Consider the following 16,483-nt stretch of genomic DNA (forward strand, 5'->3'; position numbering starts at 1 on the left):
TTGAAGGCCGTCGCGGACCGCTCCATGATCGCTCTCGAGGAATGCCAACTCAGTTCATTCCCGCAGCGTTTTCAGGCGCTATGAAGCCTGTCTCCCCATAAGAACAAGAGAATTTCATGAGCACTCGCAAGAACAAGGAAATCGAGTATTTGCGCGGGGCGGCCATTCTCATGACGGTCCTGACCCACCTCCCTCAATTGTTGCCGTTCCATGACTCGTCCTTGTTGAGCCTGTTCAACGTGTACTCCCCATGGACCGGGGTGGATTTGTTCTTCTGTATTTCAGGCTACGTCGTCAGCAAGGCGTATCTCGACTATTTCGATAGCCACCGTGAGCAGAACAGATTCGGATTGGCCGCGACGTCGTTCTGGATCCGGCGGGCTTATCGCCTCTTGCCCACAGCATGGTTGTGGGTGCTGATACCGTTGGCGTTTTCAATTTTTTTCAACGAGTCGAATGCGTTTCAGTCGTGGTTTTACAACCTGCGCAGTTTTACTGCTGTGGCTACGTTCACTGGCAACCTGGCCAATCAGTACGGTTTGTTGCTTGGCCCGAACTCGGTGTACTGGAGTCTGGCGCTGGAGGAGCAGTTCTACCTCATCTTCCCGCTTTTTCTGCTACTGGTGACATCGGCGCGCTGGCGGGTGATTATTCTGCTTGCCTTGATCGCCCTGCAGTTCGGCTTTGATCGCAATGGTTTTGCGGCGCCCCCGGCACCGATGCTGTTCTCCTTCAGGCTCGATGCGATGATGTGGGGCATCGTGCTTTGCCTGTTCTCCCGCACTTCGCTTTATAAAGACATCGAGCCGGTTGCGCTCGGTGCCAGTATCTTCAAGCGTTTGGCGACCACGCTGTTTTTGCTGTATCTGTTGGGTGCCATCGCAGGGCAGATGATCGCGGTGCCGATTGCTGTTGGTCTGGTCGCGATGACGGCCGTGGTCATTGTCTGGCTCGCCAGTTACCAGAAGGGCTACATCTACTGTCCTTCTGTTTTCCAGAGCCTGTTCGAATGGTTGGGTTCACGGTCTTACGCTTTGTACGTTGTGCACATATTCGCCTACCACCTGAGTACCGAGATCTGGACGCGGATTGCGTCCACTAGCGGCGCGACGCTGGGGGCCGGGCACACGATCGAACTGTTGCTCACTGCGTTGCTGATCATGGTGGTGTGCAGCGAACTGAATTACCGATTCGTTGAAACACCACTGCGTCGCCGTGGCGCTGAAATAGCCCGACGCAGAATGGCAAGAGTGTCGACGGATGAACCGTCCAGAGACGAGGTTCCGATACGGAATGGGTCACGAACAACCGAAGTGTCTTAACTGGGATGAAAAGCCGTAGCGCGCCAACGCTATGGCTTTTTCATGTCTGGCAGTTCAGTCGAGAATGAGATGCGGCAGGAAGCGACTTGAATCCTTGGTGATCAGACTATTGTCCTCGCGCACACCAATCCCCGCCGCCTCATCACCAATCACCCACGAGCCAATCAGCGTGTAGCTGTCGCCAAACTTCGGCAGCGGTGCGAACTCCTGCAAGATGAACGGCGCATCGGTGTAAGGCCCGTCCTCTTTGACGATCAGCCCCTCCGCTGTTTGCAGTTCGATGTTGGCACCTTCGCGGGAAAAGTACGGCTTGCGCACCCAGCCCTTTGGCACGGCGCTTTGCGGATTCGGATCAAGGTGCGCGGCGAGCAGATTCGGATGTCCCTTGTGCAATTCCCACAGCAGCGGCAGCGCACCCTTGTTCGACAGAATCGCCTTCCACGCCGGTTCGAAAAACTGCGTGTCACACTCGGCGATCGCCGCGCCGAACGGTTCGTGGAAGATGAATTCCCAGGCGTGCAGCTTGAACAGGTGCGGGATCCAGCGATCCTGCAGATCGACGAAACGACCCTCAGCCGTCAGGCCGATGTCTTCGATATCGATGTGGCGTGATTCGATGCCGACCTTTTCCGCGATCAGCCGCAGGTAATCGGTGGTGCCTTTGTCCTCGACCGAGTCTTTCATCGAGGCAAAGTAGAACGGCCGCTTCAACTGCAATTCGGCGAAGGCCTGATGCAGCTTGGTGTCGATGCTGTTGAACTGGTCGGCATGCCGGGGCAAGGTGCCGCGTTTGATGCACTGCTCCAGCCAGCCCCACTGAAACGCCGCCGCTTCATAGAGGCTGGTCGGCGTGTCGTAGTTGAGCTCCAGCAGTTTCGCCGGCCCGTTGCCGCTGTAGGAAAAGTCCATGCGACCGTACAGATGCGGATGACCCTCGCGCCAGGAGGTGCGGATCATGTCGTAGTACGCCGCCGGGATGCTGAGGCGATCGAGCAACTCCTCGCTGTCGACCACGCGATCCACCAGGTCCATGCACATCTCGTGCAGTTCGGTGGTCGGGTCTTCCAGATCGTTTTCGATCTGCGCCAGGCTGAACTGGTAGTAGGCGCTTTCGTCCCAGTACGGTTCGTCGTCGATGGTGTGGAACAGGAAACCGAGGCTTTCGGCGGTGTGTTTCCAGTCGGGGCGCTCGGCGCAGTGGATCTTTTTCATGTCAGCTGCTCGAGCGTCCGGAACTGCTGCCCCAGCCACCCCAACCGCTGCGGGCGCTGGACTGACTGCCGAAGCCGCCGCGCGAAGTCGACGACGCAACGTTCACCGGTTTGCTCTTGCTGCTCTCGTAATCCGACTGGCTGCGCGAGGTTGTGTCAGCTCGGCGGTACTGCGTTGAGGTGTTGTACGGCTGGCGCGTTTCGCGATCACGGTAAACAGTGCGTTCGGCGTTGTTGCTCATTGCGTTGCCGATCAGCCAGCCGGTCAGCCAGCCATTGCCGCCGCCACCTGAGCCACCGGAATAGTGCGAGCCGCCGTGGCTGGCGCTGCTGCTGGTGTCGCCCGCCGGCATTTGCGAATTGGCGATGGCATCGAGATCTTGCGGCGTCTCGGCATTGCCCGGCACTTTGAAGCCGCCGAGTTTCGGCACGAAACGGCCATCGGAATTTTTCTGACACCAGCCAGCGGCAAAGTCTGCGTCGCACTTGGCCTTGTCGTTGTAGGGCGGGGCGATGCGCCGATGTTCGTTCAGGGCGGCGACGTAGGCGCTGGAGCAGAGATCGGCGGCCACTTCGGCATCGATACACTGTTCAACGCTCTGGAAATTGCGCGGCTGATCCAGCGCCGCTGCTTCACCGGAAATCGCCATCGCCACCGACGCGGCGAGGGACAACTGCACGTATTTGCTGCGTTTCATCGAGAGGCTTCCTGCCGGTCAGTGGGACGGGGTCATGCACGCGGCATTGAGCATGCCGACGCTGATCGCCACGGCCGCCACATAGATGCCGGCGGCGACTTCGCCGTTGGCGATGCGCTGGGACGTGCCCTTGAGCACCAGCCCGGTAGCAACGAACGCCAACAGCTGCACGACGGCGGCGATGACCGCCCAGAGGACAAAGTCGAGCACGTTGACCGAGTAGGCGATCACGTTGCTCGCCGGAATGGCGAAACCGATGATCGCCCCGGAGAGGGCAATGGCGGCGGCAGTGTTGCCGGCACGGATCAGTTCGAATTCCTTGTGCGCGGTAATGCGCGTGTAGACGAATTGAAACAGCATGAACAGCAACACGGCGCCGATCAGGTAGACGACAAAACCGACCAGCGCGGTTTTGTTCAGGGAAACGGCCAAGACTTCCAGCATGAAAAACTTCCTTTTTTAAATGGCGCTCAAATCAGTCGTGTACAGCGAGATGCCCAGCGAGGTGCTCAGGCTGACGGTGCCTTCTTCGTCCTGTTCGACGGAGAACAGCAGCAGTTCGCGGCGATCGGTCAGGCCGGTGTCGCGGGCATACAGCATGGCGTGGAGCTTGATGGTGTAGGACTCGTCCGGGTTGACCACGTGTTCGGTCATTGGCACCAGTTCGGTCTGATGCAGCTCGGTGCCCCATTCGCGGGTGTATTCAACACCGTCGTGGGTGTAGGTCGGCAGACCGATCAGGCTGTTGGGGCCGGCCAGACGTTGGAGTTCGGCGTCACTGTTGACCGTTACATAGCTGAGGTAATTGAACAGCGTGACCGACTCGACCTGATCATCGCCGGTGACGTGGATCTGCACCCAGAAATCCTCGTCGTTCATGTAGTAGCGGTGCAGCTTGTTGGACTGGCCGAGATCGACCCAGCCGGCGCTCCACACCGCTTGATCGAATGGCACCCGCACCGACGTCGAGCCTTCCAGCAGCAATGCCAGGGTCGTGTCGAAGCGCACGCCTTTGCCTTGTGCCATGCCCAGTGGACCGCTGGCGCCGGTGCTCGTTGGCGCAACGGTCTGCCAATTGCTGGTGCCGAGCAAGTCTTTAAACCATCCCATGGGTACGTTCCTTGAAGCGGGTGGAGGTGTTCGGGGGTGAAAAAGTGGCGGTAGTGTAACGGGCGAAGCGGTGAACGAGCAGAGGCAATTACGCCGTGAAACCATGTGGGAGCGAGCCTGCTCGCGAATGGGTTGTGTCAGTCACTCGATTATTTGACTGTCACGACGCTTTCGCGAGCAGGCTCGCTCCCACAAGTTACCGTTCAGTCATTACTGCGCGGACTTCTGCTTCAGCCGCTCAAGGATCGCATTGGCGCTGCCTTCGTTCGGCGTGATGCCGGCGTCGCGCAGTTTGCGTTCCAGGTCGTTGCCGGTGGAGGCGTCGGCCAGTTCGTCTGCGGCGTTCAGTTCGGCAGCGCGTTGCTGCTGCTTGGCTTGCAGGCGGTTCAAGGTGCCGACCGCGGTTTCCAGTTTGCCGTTGGCGCCGCCGCTGGCAATCGAGGCGCTGACCTGGGCTTTCTGCACGCTGTCGCGGGCCTTGGCCATGTCCACTTGCTGGCGCAGGCTCTTGATCCGCGATTCGGCTTTGCTGATGTCTTTGCGCATGTTGTCGGCGTAGGCGCCGAATTCATCGCTGAGTTTCTTCTCGGCAGCGAGGTCGTTGGTCAGGGTCGAAATCGCTTCGGCCACTTCCAGCGCCAGGTCTTCGCGGCCGGCATTCAGTGCGGCCACAGCCTTGGCTTCGAGGTCCTTGATCTTGGCGTCGTACTCGCTGACGCGGTCGGCGGCCAGTTTGTGCTTGGCCATGATCGTCACCAGTTCGCGGCGGGCGTTGGACAGCGCGGTGTCGGCGTCACGGATTTCCTGATCGAGGATGCGCAGGGCCTGCTGGTCGGCGATGGCTTCGCCGACTTCATTGGCGCCGCCGCGCAGTGCGGTGAACAACTTGCTCCAGATGGACTGAGTCATTGGATATTCCCTGTTGATTACTTGAAGAAGTGTTCGAAGGCTTCGCTGGCGCGCTGCACGTTGTCGACCAGGGTTTTCACCTCGGTGACCACGTTGGTCAGGCTCGAGTCGGCGCTGAGGGCGCCGAACATGTTGTAGACGGTCTGCCCGTTCGGCATCGATTCGATCCCGATCGACGACAGCGGGAACATCTCGCGGCTGCGCAGCACGGCATCGTTGAACGCCTGGACGTTGCTGATCGAATCGATGTCCACCAGCACGGTGTCGACGATGATCTGCTGGCCGGCCACGGCGATGTGAATCGGCAGGCCGCCGAATTCGTTCATTTCCAGCTTGATGCTCGGTTCGGAGCTCTGGATCAGGGACAGCGAAATCTCTTGGGAAGCCACCTCGTCCAGCGCCTTGAGGGCATTGAAGAGGCTGTCGATGGTCCAGTTGTTGCCTGCGCTCATGTATTTCTCCGACATGAAAGAGCCAGCCAGAATCGGTTGGCGTAGCTGTTGCTCCATTTGCTTGAGCAAGCTTCGGTTTTCCGGAAGCACCCAAGTTTCGTGTTTCACATAACCGGCGGCGGCCAGGCCTGCGCGCATCTGCTTCATGTAGAAGCTCGACGGTTTTTTCGCTGACGTCTTGCCACGCTCGCCCTTGGGGCTGGCTGCGGCAGGCGTAGGAGTGCGGCTTGTCATGGCTGGAATCCGGTTATGAGCGTCTCACGCGTGGGCCACACTACAACCAATGCAAAGTGCCATCAATGACTCACGCGTGAGATTTTCATGACAGACGCAAAAAGGCCCGCAACGGGGCGGGCCAGGGGATTGCGCAGTTGTTGCTAGGCGTTGCTGCCCAGGAACTGCTCAGTCGATACCACGCTGGCATAGGCGAAACCCAGCGCCGCCATGAATGCTGCGTGCACGTGGGCGGCCGGCACCGTCAGGCCGTTGAATTCCAGATCACGGCTGGCGCAGGCATCGTGAACCACCGTGACCGCATACCCCATGTCCGCCGCCGCGCGGGTGATGCCATCGACGCACATATGGCTCATGCTGCCGACCACCACCAAGTCGGTGATGCCGTGTTCGTCGAGCACCGCTTTCAGTTCGGTTTCACGGAACGAGTTGACGAAGTGCTTGAGCACCACCGGCTCGTCGGCGCGGTTGAGCACTTTCGGATGCAGTTTCGCGCCTTCGGAGCCGGGAGTGAAAAACGGCGCGTCTTCGGAGGTGAATTCATGCCGAATGTGGACCACCGGATCGCCCGTTTCGCGAAAGGCTGCGATCAGCCGTGCGGCGTTATCGGCAGCGGCGTCGGCGCCGACCAGCGGCCACTTGCCTTGGGGGAAGTAGTCGTTCTGGATATCGACTACGATGAGCGCTTGCTTGGCCATGGGATTGTCCTCGAGACGGTGATTGGGTGTGGCCTCAGTATTGACACTGGCCGAGGATTCGAGGATTGGCCGCACCGACAATAGACGGGGGAAAACTGACAATGGCTGCACAAAGAGCCGCCACCGCTGAACTGGGCGTGCTGATTTACCCCGGCGCGCAACTGGCGGCGGTGCACGGTCTGACCGATCTGTTCGCCGTGGCCAACCGCATCGCTGCCGAGTATCAGGCTGTGCAATTGCCCGTGCTGCGGGTCACTCACTGGCAGGTCGAGGGCGAGCAGTTGCCGGCGCGGGTCTATGACAGTCATCCGGGCGGTGAGGACGCTTTGCTCGCCGTGCTGATTCCGCCGTCCCTTGGCGGGTTCGATGCGGCGCAGATGACCGCGAGTCTCGCGCAATGGCTGCGCGATCAGCATGCGCGCGGCGCAACCCTTGGTGGTGTTTGTGTGGGCTCGTTGATGCTCGCTGAAAGCGGCTTGCTCGACGGTCGCAGTGCCACCACCCACTGGACCTCGGCCCAGGCGTTTGCCGAGCGTTACCCGAAGATCAAACTGAAGGCCGACACGCCGATTGTCGACGACGGTGACCTGATCACCACGGCGGGGCTGATGGCCTGGTCGGAACTGGGACTTCGCCTGGTCGATCGCTTGCTCGGCCCGAGCATCGCCACCGCGACCGCGCGTTTTCTGGTGATGGAACACAGCGACAGCGCCAGTGAATGCGGGAGCAATTTCGCGCCGATCCTCAGCCATGGCGACGCGTCGATTCTCAAGGTTCAGCACTGGCTGCAAAGCACCGGGGCGACGGATGTTTCGCTGAACGCGATGGCCGAGCGCGCGGGCCTTGAAGAACGCACTTTCCTGCGCCGATTCCGCGCCGCTACAGGCTTGAAACCGACCGAGTATTGCCAGCACCTGCGGGTTGGCAAAGCGCGAGAAATGCTCGAGTTCACCAATGGCACGATCGACCACATTGCCTGGACGGTGGGCTATCAGGATCCGGGCGCGTTTCGCGCGATTTTCAAGAAGATTACCGGGTTGGGGCCGAGTGAGTACCGGGGGCGGTTTGGTGTGAACCCCGCTCCCAGAGCGACGATGAACTAATGTGGGAGCGAGCCTGCTCGCGAAGGCGCTGGATCCACAGAATTGTAGTCGGCTGACACTACGCTTTCGCGAGCAGGCTCGCTCCCACAATGATCGCGGCGAGGATGAGAGATCGTGCAATTTGCCGGAGTTTTGCCCGCTGTCGTGCAGTTTGAAACAGGCGTGATGCCAGCACAGTCACGGCAAACTCCCGATTATCGGGCGGTTCGGGGGGATCGTTGATTGGCCTGATCTCTGCAATTTCCTTTGAGAACCCATCGACTGATAAAAGGGGAACGCATGACCCCGACACCCAGCAAAAAAATTGTCGTGGCCCATTCGGTGCGTGCCGAGGCGCCGCAACATGAAGTCGAGACCAACAAGGCTCTGGCGCGCTGGTTGGCGCAGATTCTCGGTTGCAAGTTCGGCGGCAGTTACGACCCGGCCAAACATTCGGGCCGCGACCTCTATCTGCTGCCGACACAAACCATCGTCGGCGCGGCCCACGCGCAAGCACTTGGCATCAACGGCCCCGATGACTTGTGGGGCGGTTACGTCGAATACGATTTCATCTGCACCAAAGCCATCAGCCACGGTTTGCGCAGTCATCTGGCGCAGGCGCCGCAGGGCTGGTCGCCGCTGTTTTCGGAACGGGTGCGCAACGTTGTGCTCGACGGTCTCAGCGTATTCGCCCTGGAAGATGCACGGCCCGCCGCCGAACATTTGCTGTACGCCGGGCCGATTCGCTTGAAGCCGATTCACGCTTGCGCCGGGCGCGGTCAGGAAGTGATCAAAAGCCTCGACGCGTTCGATGAGATCCTCGTGCGGCCCGAGTCGCAAAGCCTGTTCAGGGACGGCGTAGTGCTGGAGCAGGACTTGAGCAACGTCGTCACCCACAGCGTCGGCCAGTCGTTCATCGGCGGCAAAGTGTTGAGCTACTGTGGTGATCAATACTTGACCGAGGACGGCCAGGGCGAAGAGGTCTACGGCGGTTCGACTCTGCTGGTGGTGCAAGGGGGCTATGACCAATTGCTCGTGCTGGATCTGCCTGATGATGTGCGTCTGGCCATCGAGCAGGCGCAGGTCTTCGACAGTGCCGCCAACGAAGCCTACCCGCGCTTCTTCGCCTCGCGGCGCAATTACGATATCGCCCAAGGCCTCGACGCCAGCGGCAACCCGCGCAGCGGCGTGCTCGAACAATCCTGGCGCATGGGCGGTGCCAGCAGCGCCGAAGTGGCGGCGCTGCAAAGCTTCGTCAACGATCCACAGATGCGCGCGATTCGCGTGTCGTCGGTGGAAACCTATACCGATCAGGCGCTGCCGGCGGACGCCATCGAGGTCTATCGCGGACCGGCGGAAAACAGCGCATTTCTTCTCAAATATGTGACGGTCCAATCCTATGACGGCTAGAAGCGAAAGCATTCAAATCGACATTGATGACGAACAGATGAGTGGGACCTTTCTCAGTCCCAAATCGAAGGTCCCGGGGGTGTTGTTTGTGCACGGTTGGGGCGGCAGTCAGGAACGTGATCTGGAACGGGCCAAAGGCATCGCCGGCCTGGGTTGCGTATGCCTGACTTTCGACCTGCGCGGGCACACCGGCGGCACCGGAATCCCGCTGACCCGGGTGACCCGTGAAGACAATCTGCGTGATTTGCTGGCGGCCTACGATCGCTTGCTGGCGCACCCGGCCCTCGACACTTCGGCGATCGCCGTGGTCGGCACCAGTTATGGCGGCTATCTGGCCTCGATCCTGACCTCATTGCGCCCGGTGCGCTGGCTGGCGCTGCGCGTGCCGGCGCTTTACCGCGACGAGCAATGGCACACGCCCAAACGCGATCTGGACAAGGCCGACCTGCGCGATTATCGCGGCACGCTGGTGCGCGCCGACAGCAATCGCGCCCTGCATGCCTGCTCGCAATTCACGGGTGACGTGCTGTTGGTGGAATCGGAAACCGACGATTTCGTGCCCCACGCGACGATCATGAGTTACCGCGCCGCCTGTCAGCAGACTCACTCGTTGACCCACCGGATCATCGATGGCGCGGATCACGCGTTGAGTGACCCGGTGTCGCAGCAGGCCTACACCTCGATTCTGGTGGACTGGATTACCGAGATGGTGGTGGGGGAGCGGTTGAGCATTATCCAATCCAGATGATCTGTCGCGTGTACCGGCCCTTTCGCGAGCAGGCTCGCTCCCACAGTTTGTGGAAGCGAGCCTGCTCGCGAAAGGGCCATCAGCAGCAATGCATGGTCAGGAAGGTTTCTTCTCGATGCGCAACGCCTTGGCCTTGGCTTCCACCACCAGATACATCACCACCGTAATCAACAGCGGCAGCAGAAAATAGATCGCCCGATACGCCAGCAATCCCGCGACCAGACTGCCGCGCGATGCCTCGTGCTGCAGCAGGGCCACAAACACAGCTTCCAGCACACCCAGCCCCGCCGGAATGTGCGTGATCACCCCGGCAATCGCGCTGATCAACAGCACGCCGAGCACCAGCGGATAATCCAGTTTGCTTGGCAGCAGAGTGAAGATCACCGCCGCCATCAGCGACCAGTTCAACGCGCCCAAAAGCAACTGCAGCACCGCCATGCGCAGCGACGGCAAATTGATTTCCACGCCGCGTATCGACCACTCGCGGCGCTTGGAAAACTGACACGCCGCCAGATAACCGGCGCTGACCAGCAGCAATAACACACCGACCAGTTGCAAGGCCGAACTGCTGAGCTTCCAGCCCGGCGGCATCGTCACCAGACCGCTGCTGAACACTACGCCGGCGATGGTCATGTAGCCGAACCAGTTGGTCGCCAGGCTCAGGCCGAGAATCTTGGCAATGTTGCCTTTGCTTACGCCCAGCCGCGAATACAGGCGATAGCGCATGGCGATGCCGCCGACCCAGGCGCTGAGATTGAGGTTGAAGGCGTAGCTGATGATGCCCACCGGCAGGATCTGCTTCCAGGTCAGGTCCTGACGAATGTAGGTGCGGCCGATCAGGTCGAAACTGGCGTACACCAGAAAACTCAGCAGGGTCAGGCTGGCGGCGATGATCAGCGTGCGCACCTTGAAATCGGCAAGGGTTTCCAACACCTCGGTCCATTCGATGCGGGTGGCGAACATCGTCAGCAGGACGATCAGCGCGAGGAAAAACAGGATGGTCAGCGGGCGTTTCCAGCGGCTCCATTTTGACGGCGCCGCTTGTGCCGAATGGCTATCGGAGTGCACTTCGGAATGACTCATGGACGCGCACCTCGGAAAGGCTTCAGACGCGGTTTATGCGCCGGCAGCCAACCGGCCATGGCCGGGAAGTGCCGCAGGAAGTGGAACACCAGAAAGCCCACGGTCATGTGCCAGATGCGCCCACGCGGCAACAGTTTGGCGTCCATGGCCTTGCAGTGGTTCTGGCTGAGGTCTTCGAGGCGTTCGTACAGGTGCTGATTGAATGCGCGGTCGCGGATCAGCACGTTGGCTTCCAGATTCAGCGACAGGCTCAGCGGGTCGAGATTGCTCGAGCCCACGGTGCTCCAGTCATCATCGACCAGCGCGACCTTGCCGTGCAGCGGGCGCTGGCAGTATTCGTGGATCTGCACGCCGGCACGCAGCAGATAATCGTAGGTCATGCGCGCCGCCAGTTTGGCTACGAGCATGTCCGGCTGGCCCTGCAGGATCAGCCGCACCTCGACGCCACGGCGGGCGGCGTTGCGGATTTCGCGCAGCAAACGGTAGCCGGGAAAGAAGTAGGCGTTGGCGATGATCACCCGGCGCTTGGCCTTGCGCAGCACCTGCAAATACACGTCTTCGATATCGGTGTTGTGTTGATCGTTATCGCGGAACACCAGGCGCACCTGGCCGTCGTGGTCGGTGAAGGCCATTTCCTCCAGACGCTGGCGCCGGCGCTGCCACCAGAACCGCGCGCGCCCGGGGCGACCGCTTTGCAGCAGGGCGAAGTGATGGATATCGGCGACCACCGGGCCCTGGATCTCCACCGAGTAATCCTGCTTGGCTTCAGGGCCGAAATCGGCCAGGTGATCGCCGGAAAAATTGATCCCGCCAATGAACGCGATCAAACCATCGACCACCACGATCTTGCGGTGCAAGCGGCGGAACCAGTTGGTGCGAATGCCGAGGTGCTTGGGCGCCGGATCGAAGATCTGCAGGTGCACGCCGGCATCGCTCAAGGCCGACAGATAGCTGGTGCTCAGCTCGCCACAGCCGAAGCCGTCGAGGCTGACCGTGGTGCGCACGCCGCGCTGGGCGGCTTCGATGAGGATTTGCTGCAACTCGGCGCCGACCTTGTCTTCGAAAACGATGAAGGTCTCCAGCAGAATCTCGCTCTTGGCTGCGCGCATCGCTTCGAACACGCGGGGGAAATATTCCTCGCCGTTCTCCAGCAGCTCTACGCGGTTGTTGCTGTGCCATTGATACTCGACGTCAACGTGGCCGGGCTCGCGCACCGGCGGGTTCAGCGGGACCGGGTCGACGGCAGATTTTTCCAGTGGCGCACTGTTCATAGTTCAATCTCCACCGATAACGGTGCGTGGTCGGAAAGGTGTGACCAGGGCCGGTTGGTCAATACTTTTGGCCGGCTGGCCTTGAGGTTGCGTACGTAGATGCGGTCGAGTCGTAGCGCTGGCAGCCGCGCGGGAAAACTGCGCGCCGGCTTGCCGTACTGCTCGGCGAACACTTCGCGCAGGCCAGAGGGCTTGAGCTGCGCATCGGCACGCTGGCGCCAGTCATTGAAATCTCCAGCGACGATCACCGGGGCATCGGCGGGCAATTCGGCGAGACGTTGCATCAGCAGATCCAGTTGCGCGTTGCGGTGGCTCTCGCGCAGGCCCAGATGCACGCAGATCGCGTGCACTTCGGTGCCGTCGCCAGGCAGGCGCAGCACGCAATGCAACAGGCCGCGGTTCTCATGGCCGCTGATCGACACATCGAGGTTGTCGTGGCGGATGATCTGGAATTTCGACAGCAGCGCATTGCCGTGATCGCCCGCCGGATACACCGCGTTGCGCCCGTAGGCGAATTGCGGCCAGAGGCTGTCGGCGAGAAATTCGTATTGCGGCATCGTCGGCCAGTTGTCGTAGCGTTTCGGATGCTGCTCGTGCGTGCCGTGGACTTCCTGCAGAAACACCACGTCGGCGGCGACACTGCGCACCGCTTCACGCAGCTCCGGCAGAATGAAACGCCGGTTCAGTGCGGTGAAGCCCTTGTGGGTGTTGACGGTCAGTACGGTGAAGGTGCGCACCGAGGGCGCAACCACGGAGCCTTCGTCGGTAAAACCGACCGGTTCGGGAATGCTCATGACAGAACTCCTTCTGCGGCAACTTGCCCGGGAGTCGTGGCGAGGTCTTTATCGAGGTCGAAGCGCTGCAACAGGTTGCGTGCGTCGTAGGGCGCGCGGACTTTGATGTCGTTGTCGAAGTAGCAGAACACTTCGCGGGATTTGCGCGCGCGGGGCTTCAGGCGTGGCGCTATCAGGTGGGCGTTCTCTGGCTGTTTACCGTGGTGCCAGGCGTCGATGCGCTCGGCCCAGCGCTTGAGCGCTTGTTCGGAATAACCGCTGGCGTAGAGTTCTTCGGCGCCGTGCAGGCGCAGATAGACGAAGTCGCTGGTGAGGTCTTCGCGGTACGGCCATTTGCCGGCGGTATCGGCGACGACAAGTGCGGTGTTGTGGCGCTTGAGCAGGCGCACGAACTCAGGGTCGATAAAGCTCTCGTGACGGATTTCCACAGCATGGCGCAGCGGCTTTTTGCGCCAGGCTTTGACGCTGGCGTGGCCGGGCAGATGCGAATCGTGCTGGCGGGCGAGGGCGGCTGCGGCGTGGGTATCGTGGGGCAGTTGCGCGAGAAACTGGTCGAAGCGCTCGGCATCGAACTTGAAGTTCGGCGGAAACTGCCACAGGATCGGCCCGAGTTTTTCCTTCAGCTCCAGCACGCCCGAGGCAAAGAAATTCGCCAGCGGTTTTTCGATTTCGCGCAAGCGGCGCACGTGGGTGATGAAGCGCGGCGCCTTGACGCTGAAGACGAAGTCATCAGGGGTTTCGGCGTACCACTGGGCGTAACGTTCGGGGCGTTGCAGGGCGTAGAACGATCCGTTGATTTCAATGCTGTTGACCGCGCGGGAGGCGAACTGCAATTCGCGCTTCTGCGCCAGTCCCTTCGGGTAGAAATCCCCGCGCCACGGGGCGTAGCGCCAGCCTGAAATACCGATGTGAATCGTCGCCATCCCATCCTCCCGTAGAAAGTCCTCGTGTTGCCGATGTTCTGTGATGACTGCGGCGGGGGCGGGAAAGTTTCGGTGGTGTTACGGACGGTCGCGGGTGAAGCGAAGATCAAGAGCTTACCCCCTCACCCCAACCCTCTCCCCCAAGGGGGCGAGGGGGAAGGGAGCAGATCTTCATGCCTCCTGAAATCGCGTACGACTGTGAAGGGAGCAGATCTTCATGGTCTTCAGGACTTGAGTTCGACTCAAGACGTGCAGTTGGTGATTTTGCTCATGCAACTCGGTCGGCTCCCTCTCCTGGGGGAGAGGGCTGGGGTGAGGGGGCTCTTGAACTTGCCGCGCAATTACCGATCAGTTCCTTACCAGGGTCAGCCACGGGAGATCGGAGCTTTGCGCAATTTCAGGATCGCCATTCTGCTGGGAGCGCTGCTGTGCTTCGGCGTCAACGCATCGCAAGCCGCCGCGCTACCGGGCGTTCCGGCTGCCGCCGATACGGCGGAAAAACCTGCCGAACCGGAACCGCTGGTGCAGGGTGGTTTGCTCGGGGCGATCAGTACGAGCATCGACGATGTGCAGGAAAAACTCGATCTCAACGAACACCTGGTCGATGCCTGGCGGCTGCGCGCCGACCGCGCGGCGGATGAGGTCGACAGGCTGGTCAAGCAGCCGTCGAATCGCTCCGGCTGGAGCGTGGCCGGGGATTTCCTCACGTTGTCGGGAGTGTGGCTGGGCAGTTTCGCCCTGCTGACCGTGCTCGGCAGTCTGTTGGCCAAGCGTCTGCGTGAGGGCCGCTGGTTGCGCACCCGCCAGCGCAGTCAGGATCTGCTCGGCTACGTGCTGCCGTACACCGTGCCGGCGCTGATCTGCCTGCCGCTGACGCTGTATGTCAGCCACTTTCTGCAAGCTTCGGTGGGCCGCGCGCTGGCACTGTGTCTGGCCTACGCCACCAGCAGCGGCATTTTTTCCACGTCGATGTTGTTGTGCGTGGTGGTGATGTTCAACGTCGGCCACAAGCGCGCCGCCGCGCGAATCATCCGTGAATACTGCCCGCGCCCGCTGTTCCTGATCGGCTTTCTCGCCGCCCTCAGCGATGCCCTGACCAGCCCGCAGATCGCCCGACAATTGGGCGGCAATATCACCAGCAGCATCGCCGTGTTCACCGGGCTGATCGCCTCGGTCATCTTCGGTTTGCTGGTGATTCGCCTGCGCCGGCCCGTGGCGCATCTGATCCGCAATCGCCCGCTCGCTCAGCGTTTGAAACAACCGTCGCTGCAGGAGTCGCTGCGGATATTTTCCGGGCTGTGGTACTGGCCGATCGTGCTGATGGTGCTGGTCTCGGCAGTCAGCCTGATCGGCATCGGCGAGGACAATCAGAAAGCCCTGCGCTGCGCCTTGTTCACTACCGTGCTGCTGATCGCCACGGTGTTTCTCAGCACGGTGTTGCAGCACCTGTTCAAATCACGCAAGGCCGAGGCGATCCAGCGCAGCAGTGCCTACAAGGAACGTTTTCTCAGCCTGTTGCATGCGTTGCTGCGGATCGTCATGGCGATTGTGTTCATCGATATTCTCGGGCGGATCTGGGGCGTGTCGCTGCTCGATTTCGCCCAGAGCAGCACGGTCGGCCGGGCGATCAGCAATGCCTTGAGCAGCATCGGTCTGATCTTCCTGGTGACGTGGCTGCTGTGGGTGGTGCTCGACACGGCGATTCAGGAAGCGCTGAAACCGCCGCTGAGCAAACGCGCGGCACGCCAGCCGAGCACGCGGGTGAAAACCATCCTGCCGCTGCTGCGCAATGCGATCAAAATCATCCTCGTGGTGATCTGCGCGATTACCACCATGGCCAACCTCGGCATCAACGTCGCGCCGCTACTAGCCGGTGCGGGCGTGGTCGGTCTGGCGATCGGTTTCGGTTCGCAGCAACTGGTGCAGGACGTCATCACCGGGCTGTTCATCATCATCGAAGACACCTTGTCGATTGGCGACTGGGTGGTGCTCGATTCCGGCCACGCCGGCACCGTGGAAGGTTTGACCATCCGCACCCTGCGTCTGCGTGATGGCAAGGGTTTTGTGCACTCGGTGCCGTTCGGCCAGATCAAGGCTGTGACCAACCAATCCCGCCAGTTCGCCTTCGCATTTTTCTCGGTGCAGTTCACCTACGACACCGATGTCGACAAGGCCATCGAGCTGATCCGCGAGGCCGGCGATTCGATCCGCGAAGACCCGTTCCTCAAGTACAACCTGCAAGGGCCGCTGGATGTATTTGGCGTGGACAAAATGGACCTCAACGGCGTGGTGCTGACGGCACAATTCCGCACAGTGTCCGGCGGGCAATATGCGGTGAGCCGGGCGTTCAACCAGCGCTTGAAGAAGCTTGTGGATAACACACCGAATGTGCATTTTGCGCAGACTTATCCACAGCAGGTGTTGTTGCCTAAGCGGCAGGAGGAGGGGGCGGTGGTTGCGGATGAGTTACCGCAGGAGTCACGGACCTGAAGCATGATTTTGGGGTGCAGGGCCGGCCATTCGCGAGCAGGCTCGCTC

General features: G+C 60.8%; 16 protein-coding genes. 5 read left to right on the forward strand and 11 right to left on the reverse strand.

The window, feature by feature from the left end; translation table 11 throughout:
* The first annotated feature begins 116 nt into the window (after positions 1-116).
* Positions 117-1,322: an acyltransferase family protein gene (locus AC0IXA_RS19440; RefSeq protein WP_071173744.1), complete on the forward strand. Its 1,206-nt coding sequence runs from the start codon at positions 117-119 to the stop codon at positions 1,320-1,322.
* Between the two features lie 54 nt (positions 1,323-1,376).
* Here the strand turns inward: AC0IXA_RS19440 and AC0IXA_RS19445 are convergent, their stop codons facing one another.
* The 7 genes from AC0IXA_RS19445 to AC0IXA_RS19475 all read right to left on the reverse strand — a co-directional run bounded on the left by AC0IXA_RS19445 (position 1,377) and on the right by AC0IXA_RS19475 (position 6,634).
* Complete coding sequence (locus AC0IXA_RS19445) at positions 1,377-2,534, reverse strand: glutathionylspermidine synthase family protein (RefSeq protein ID WP_471814348.1); 1,158 nt, start codon at positions 2,532-2,534, stop codon at positions 1,377-1,379.
* A 1-nt stretch (position 2,535) separates the two neighbouring features.
* On the reverse strand, positions 2,536-3,231 hold the full coding sequence (locus AC0IXA_RS19450) for a DUF1190 domain-containing protein (RefSeq protein WP_341639288.1): 696 nt from the start codon (positions 3,229-3,231) through the stop codon (positions 2,536-2,538).
* 18 nt (positions 3,232-3,249) lie between these two features.
* Entirely contained in the window at positions 3,250-3,675 is a 426-nt protein-coding gene (locus AC0IXA_RS19455; RefSeq protein ID WP_016772952.1) for a DUF350 domain-containing protein, read from the reverse strand.
* A gap of 15 nt (positions 3,676-3,690) precedes the next feature.
* Positions 3,691-4,341 carry a DUF2491 family protein gene (locus AC0IXA_RS19460; RefSeq protein ID WP_471814349.1) on the reverse strand — a complete coding sequence of 217 codons (651 nt, stop codon included), beginning with the start codon at positions 4,339-4,341 and terminating at the stop codon, positions 3,691-3,693.
* Between the two features lie 210 nt (positions 4,342-4,551).
* Entirely contained in the window at positions 4,552-5,250 is a 699-nt protein-coding gene (locus AC0IXA_RS19465; RefSeq protein WP_016772954.1) for a PspA/IM30 family protein, read from the reverse strand.
* 17 nt (positions 5,251-5,267) lie between these two features.
* Complete coding sequence (locus AC0IXA_RS19470; protein ID WP_471814374.1) at positions 5,268-5,849, reverse strand: YjfI family protein; 582 nt, start codon at positions 5,847-5,849, stop codon at positions 5,268-5,270.
* A gap of 230 nt (positions 5,850-6,079) precedes the next feature.
* Complete coding sequence (locus AC0IXA_RS19475; protein WP_341639287.1) at positions 6,080-6,634, reverse strand: cysteine hydrolase family protein; 555 nt, start codon at positions 6,632-6,634, stop codon at positions 6,080-6,082.
* 101 nt (positions 6,635-6,735) lie between these two features.
* Here AC0IXA_RS19475 and AC0IXA_RS19480 point away from each other — a divergent pair, with 101 nt between their 5' ends.
* The 3 genes from AC0IXA_RS19480 to AC0IXA_RS19490 all read left to right on the forward strand — a co-directional run bounded on the left by AC0IXA_RS19480 (position 6,736) and on the right by AC0IXA_RS19490 (position 9,874).
* Positions 6,736-7,737, forward strand: a complete 1,002-nt coding sequence (locus AC0IXA_RS19480; protein WP_341639286.1) for a GlxA family transcriptional regulator — start codon at positions 6,736-6,738, stop codon at positions 7,735-7,737.
* A gap of 279 nt (positions 7,738-8,016) precedes the next feature.
* Positions 8,017-9,126, forward strand: a complete 1,110-nt coding sequence (locus AC0IXA_RS19485; RefSeq protein ID WP_341639285.1) for a DUF3182 family protein — start codon at positions 8,017-8,019, stop codon at positions 9,124-9,126.
* Positions 9,116-9,874, forward strand: coding sequence for an alpha/beta hydrolase family protein (locus tag AC0IXA_RS19490; protein WP_016772959.1), 759 nt, complete (start codon positions 9,116-9,118; stop codon positions 9,872-9,874). The genes AC0IXA_RS19485 and AC0IXA_RS19490 overlap by 11 nt, the downstream gene beginning before the upstream one ends.
* A 96-nt stretch (positions 9,875-9,970) precedes the next feature.
* On the opposite strand, the gene AC0IXA_RS19495 is transcribed toward AC0IXA_RS19490, so the two are convergent.
* The 4 genes from AC0IXA_RS19495 to AC0IXA_RS19510 are packed head-to-tail and all read right to left on the reverse strand — an operon-like array spanning position 9,971 to position 13,945.
* Positions 9,971-10,957, reverse strand: a complete 987-nt coding sequence (locus AC0IXA_RS19495; RefSeq protein WP_341639284.1) for a lysylphosphatidylglycerol synthase domain-containing protein — start codon at positions 10,955-10,957, stop codon at positions 9,971-9,973.
* Positions 10,954-12,228, reverse strand: coding sequence for a cardiolipin synthase ClsB (gene clsB, locus AC0IXA_RS19500; RefSeq protein ID WP_341639283.1), 1,275 nt, complete (start codon positions 12,226-12,228; stop codon positions 10,954-10,956). The genes AC0IXA_RS19495 and clsB overlap by 4 nt, the downstream gene beginning before the upstream one ends.
* Positions 12,225-13,022: an endonuclease/exonuclease/phosphatase family protein gene (locus AC0IXA_RS19505; protein WP_341639282.1), complete on the reverse strand. Its 798-nt coding sequence runs from the start codon at positions 13,020-13,022 to the stop codon at positions 12,225-12,227. Before AC0IXA_RS19505 ends, clsB begins: the two co-directional genes overlap by 4 nt.
* Entirely contained in the window at positions 13,019-13,945 is a 927-nt protein-coding gene (locus tag AC0IXA_RS19510; protein ID WP_471814350.1) for a DUF72 domain-containing protein, read from the reverse strand. Before AC0IXA_RS19510 ends, AC0IXA_RS19505 begins: the two co-directional genes overlap by 4 nt.
* Before the next feature lie 387 nt (positions 13,946-14,332).
* Here AC0IXA_RS19510 and AC0IXA_RS19515 point away from each other — a divergent pair, with 387 nt between their 5' ends.
* Positions 14,333-16,435 carry a mechanosensitive ion channel domain-containing protein gene (locus AC0IXA_RS19515; RefSeq protein WP_471814351.1) on the forward strand — a complete coding sequence of 701 codons (2,103 nt, stop codon included), beginning with the start codon at positions 14,333-14,335 and terminating at the stop codon, positions 16,433-16,435.
* Positions 16,436-16,483 lie beyond the last annotated feature (48 nt).

It is taken from the genome of Pseudomonas sp. AC083 (assembly GCF_979253165.1).

What these genes read in the sequence shown, in the direction of transcription:
- AC0IXA_RS19440 (WP_071173744.1), top strand. Translation starts at nt 117, where the DNA reads ATGAGCACTCGCAAGAACAAGGAAATCGAGTATTTGCGCGGGGCGGCC.
- AC0IXA_RS19445 (WP_471814348.1), bottom strand. Translation starts at nt 2,534, where the DNA reads ATGAAAAAGATCCACTGCGCCGAGCGCCCCGACTGGAAACACACCGCC.
- AC0IXA_RS19450 (WP_341639288.1), bottom strand. Translation starts at nt 3,231, where the DNA reads ATGAAACGCAGCAAATACGTGCAGTTGTCCCTCGCCGCGTCGGTGGCG.
- AC0IXA_RS19455 (WP_016772952.1), bottom strand. Translation starts at nt 3,675, where the DNA reads ATGCTGGAAGTCTTGGCCGTTTCCCTGAACAAAACCGCGCTGGTCGGT.
- AC0IXA_RS19460 (WP_471814349.1), bottom strand. Translation starts at nt 4,341, where the DNA reads ATGGGATGGTTTAAAGACTTGCTCGGCACCAGCAATTGGCAGACCGTT.
- AC0IXA_RS19465 (WP_016772954.1), bottom strand. Translation starts at nt 5,250, where the DNA reads ATGACTCAGTCCATCTGGAGCAAGTTGTTCACCGCACTGCGCGGCGGC.
- AC0IXA_RS19470 (WP_471814374.1), bottom strand. Translation starts at nt 5,849, where the DNA reads ATGAAGCAGATGCGCGCAGGCCTGGCCGCCGCCGGTTATGTGAAACAC.
- AC0IXA_RS19475 (WP_341639287.1), bottom strand. Translation starts at nt 6,634, where the DNA reads ATGGCCAAGCAAGCGCTCATCGTAGTCGATATCCAGAACGACTACTTC.
- AC0IXA_RS19480 (WP_341639286.1), top strand. Translation starts at nt 6,736, where the DNA reads ATGGCTGCACAAAGAGCCGCCACCGCTGAACTGGGCGTGCTGATTTAC.
- AC0IXA_RS19485 (WP_341639285.1), top strand. Translation starts at nt 8,017, where the DNA reads ATGACCCCGACACCCAGCAAAAAAATTGTCGTGGCCCATTCGGTGCGT.
- AC0IXA_RS19490 (WP_016772959.1), top strand. Translation starts at nt 9,116, where the DNA reads ATGACGGCTAGAAGCGAAAGCATTCAAATCGACATTGATGACGAACAG.
- AC0IXA_RS19495 (WP_341639284.1), bottom strand. Translation starts at nt 10,957, where the DNA reads ATGAGTCATTCCGAAGTGCACTCCGATAGCCATTCGGCACAAGCGGCG.
- clsB (WP_341639283.1), bottom strand. Translation starts at nt 12,228, where the DNA reads ATGAACAGTGCGCCACTGGAAAAATCTGCCGTCGACCCGGTCCCGCTG.
- AC0IXA_RS19505 (WP_341639282.1), bottom strand. Translation starts at nt 13,022, where the DNA reads ATGAGCATTCCCGAACCGGTCGGTTTTACCGACGAAGGCTCCGTGGTT.
- AC0IXA_RS19510 (WP_471814350.1), bottom strand. Translation starts at nt 13,945, where the DNA reads ATGGCGACGATTCACATCGGTATTTCAGGCTGGCGCTACGCCCCGTGG.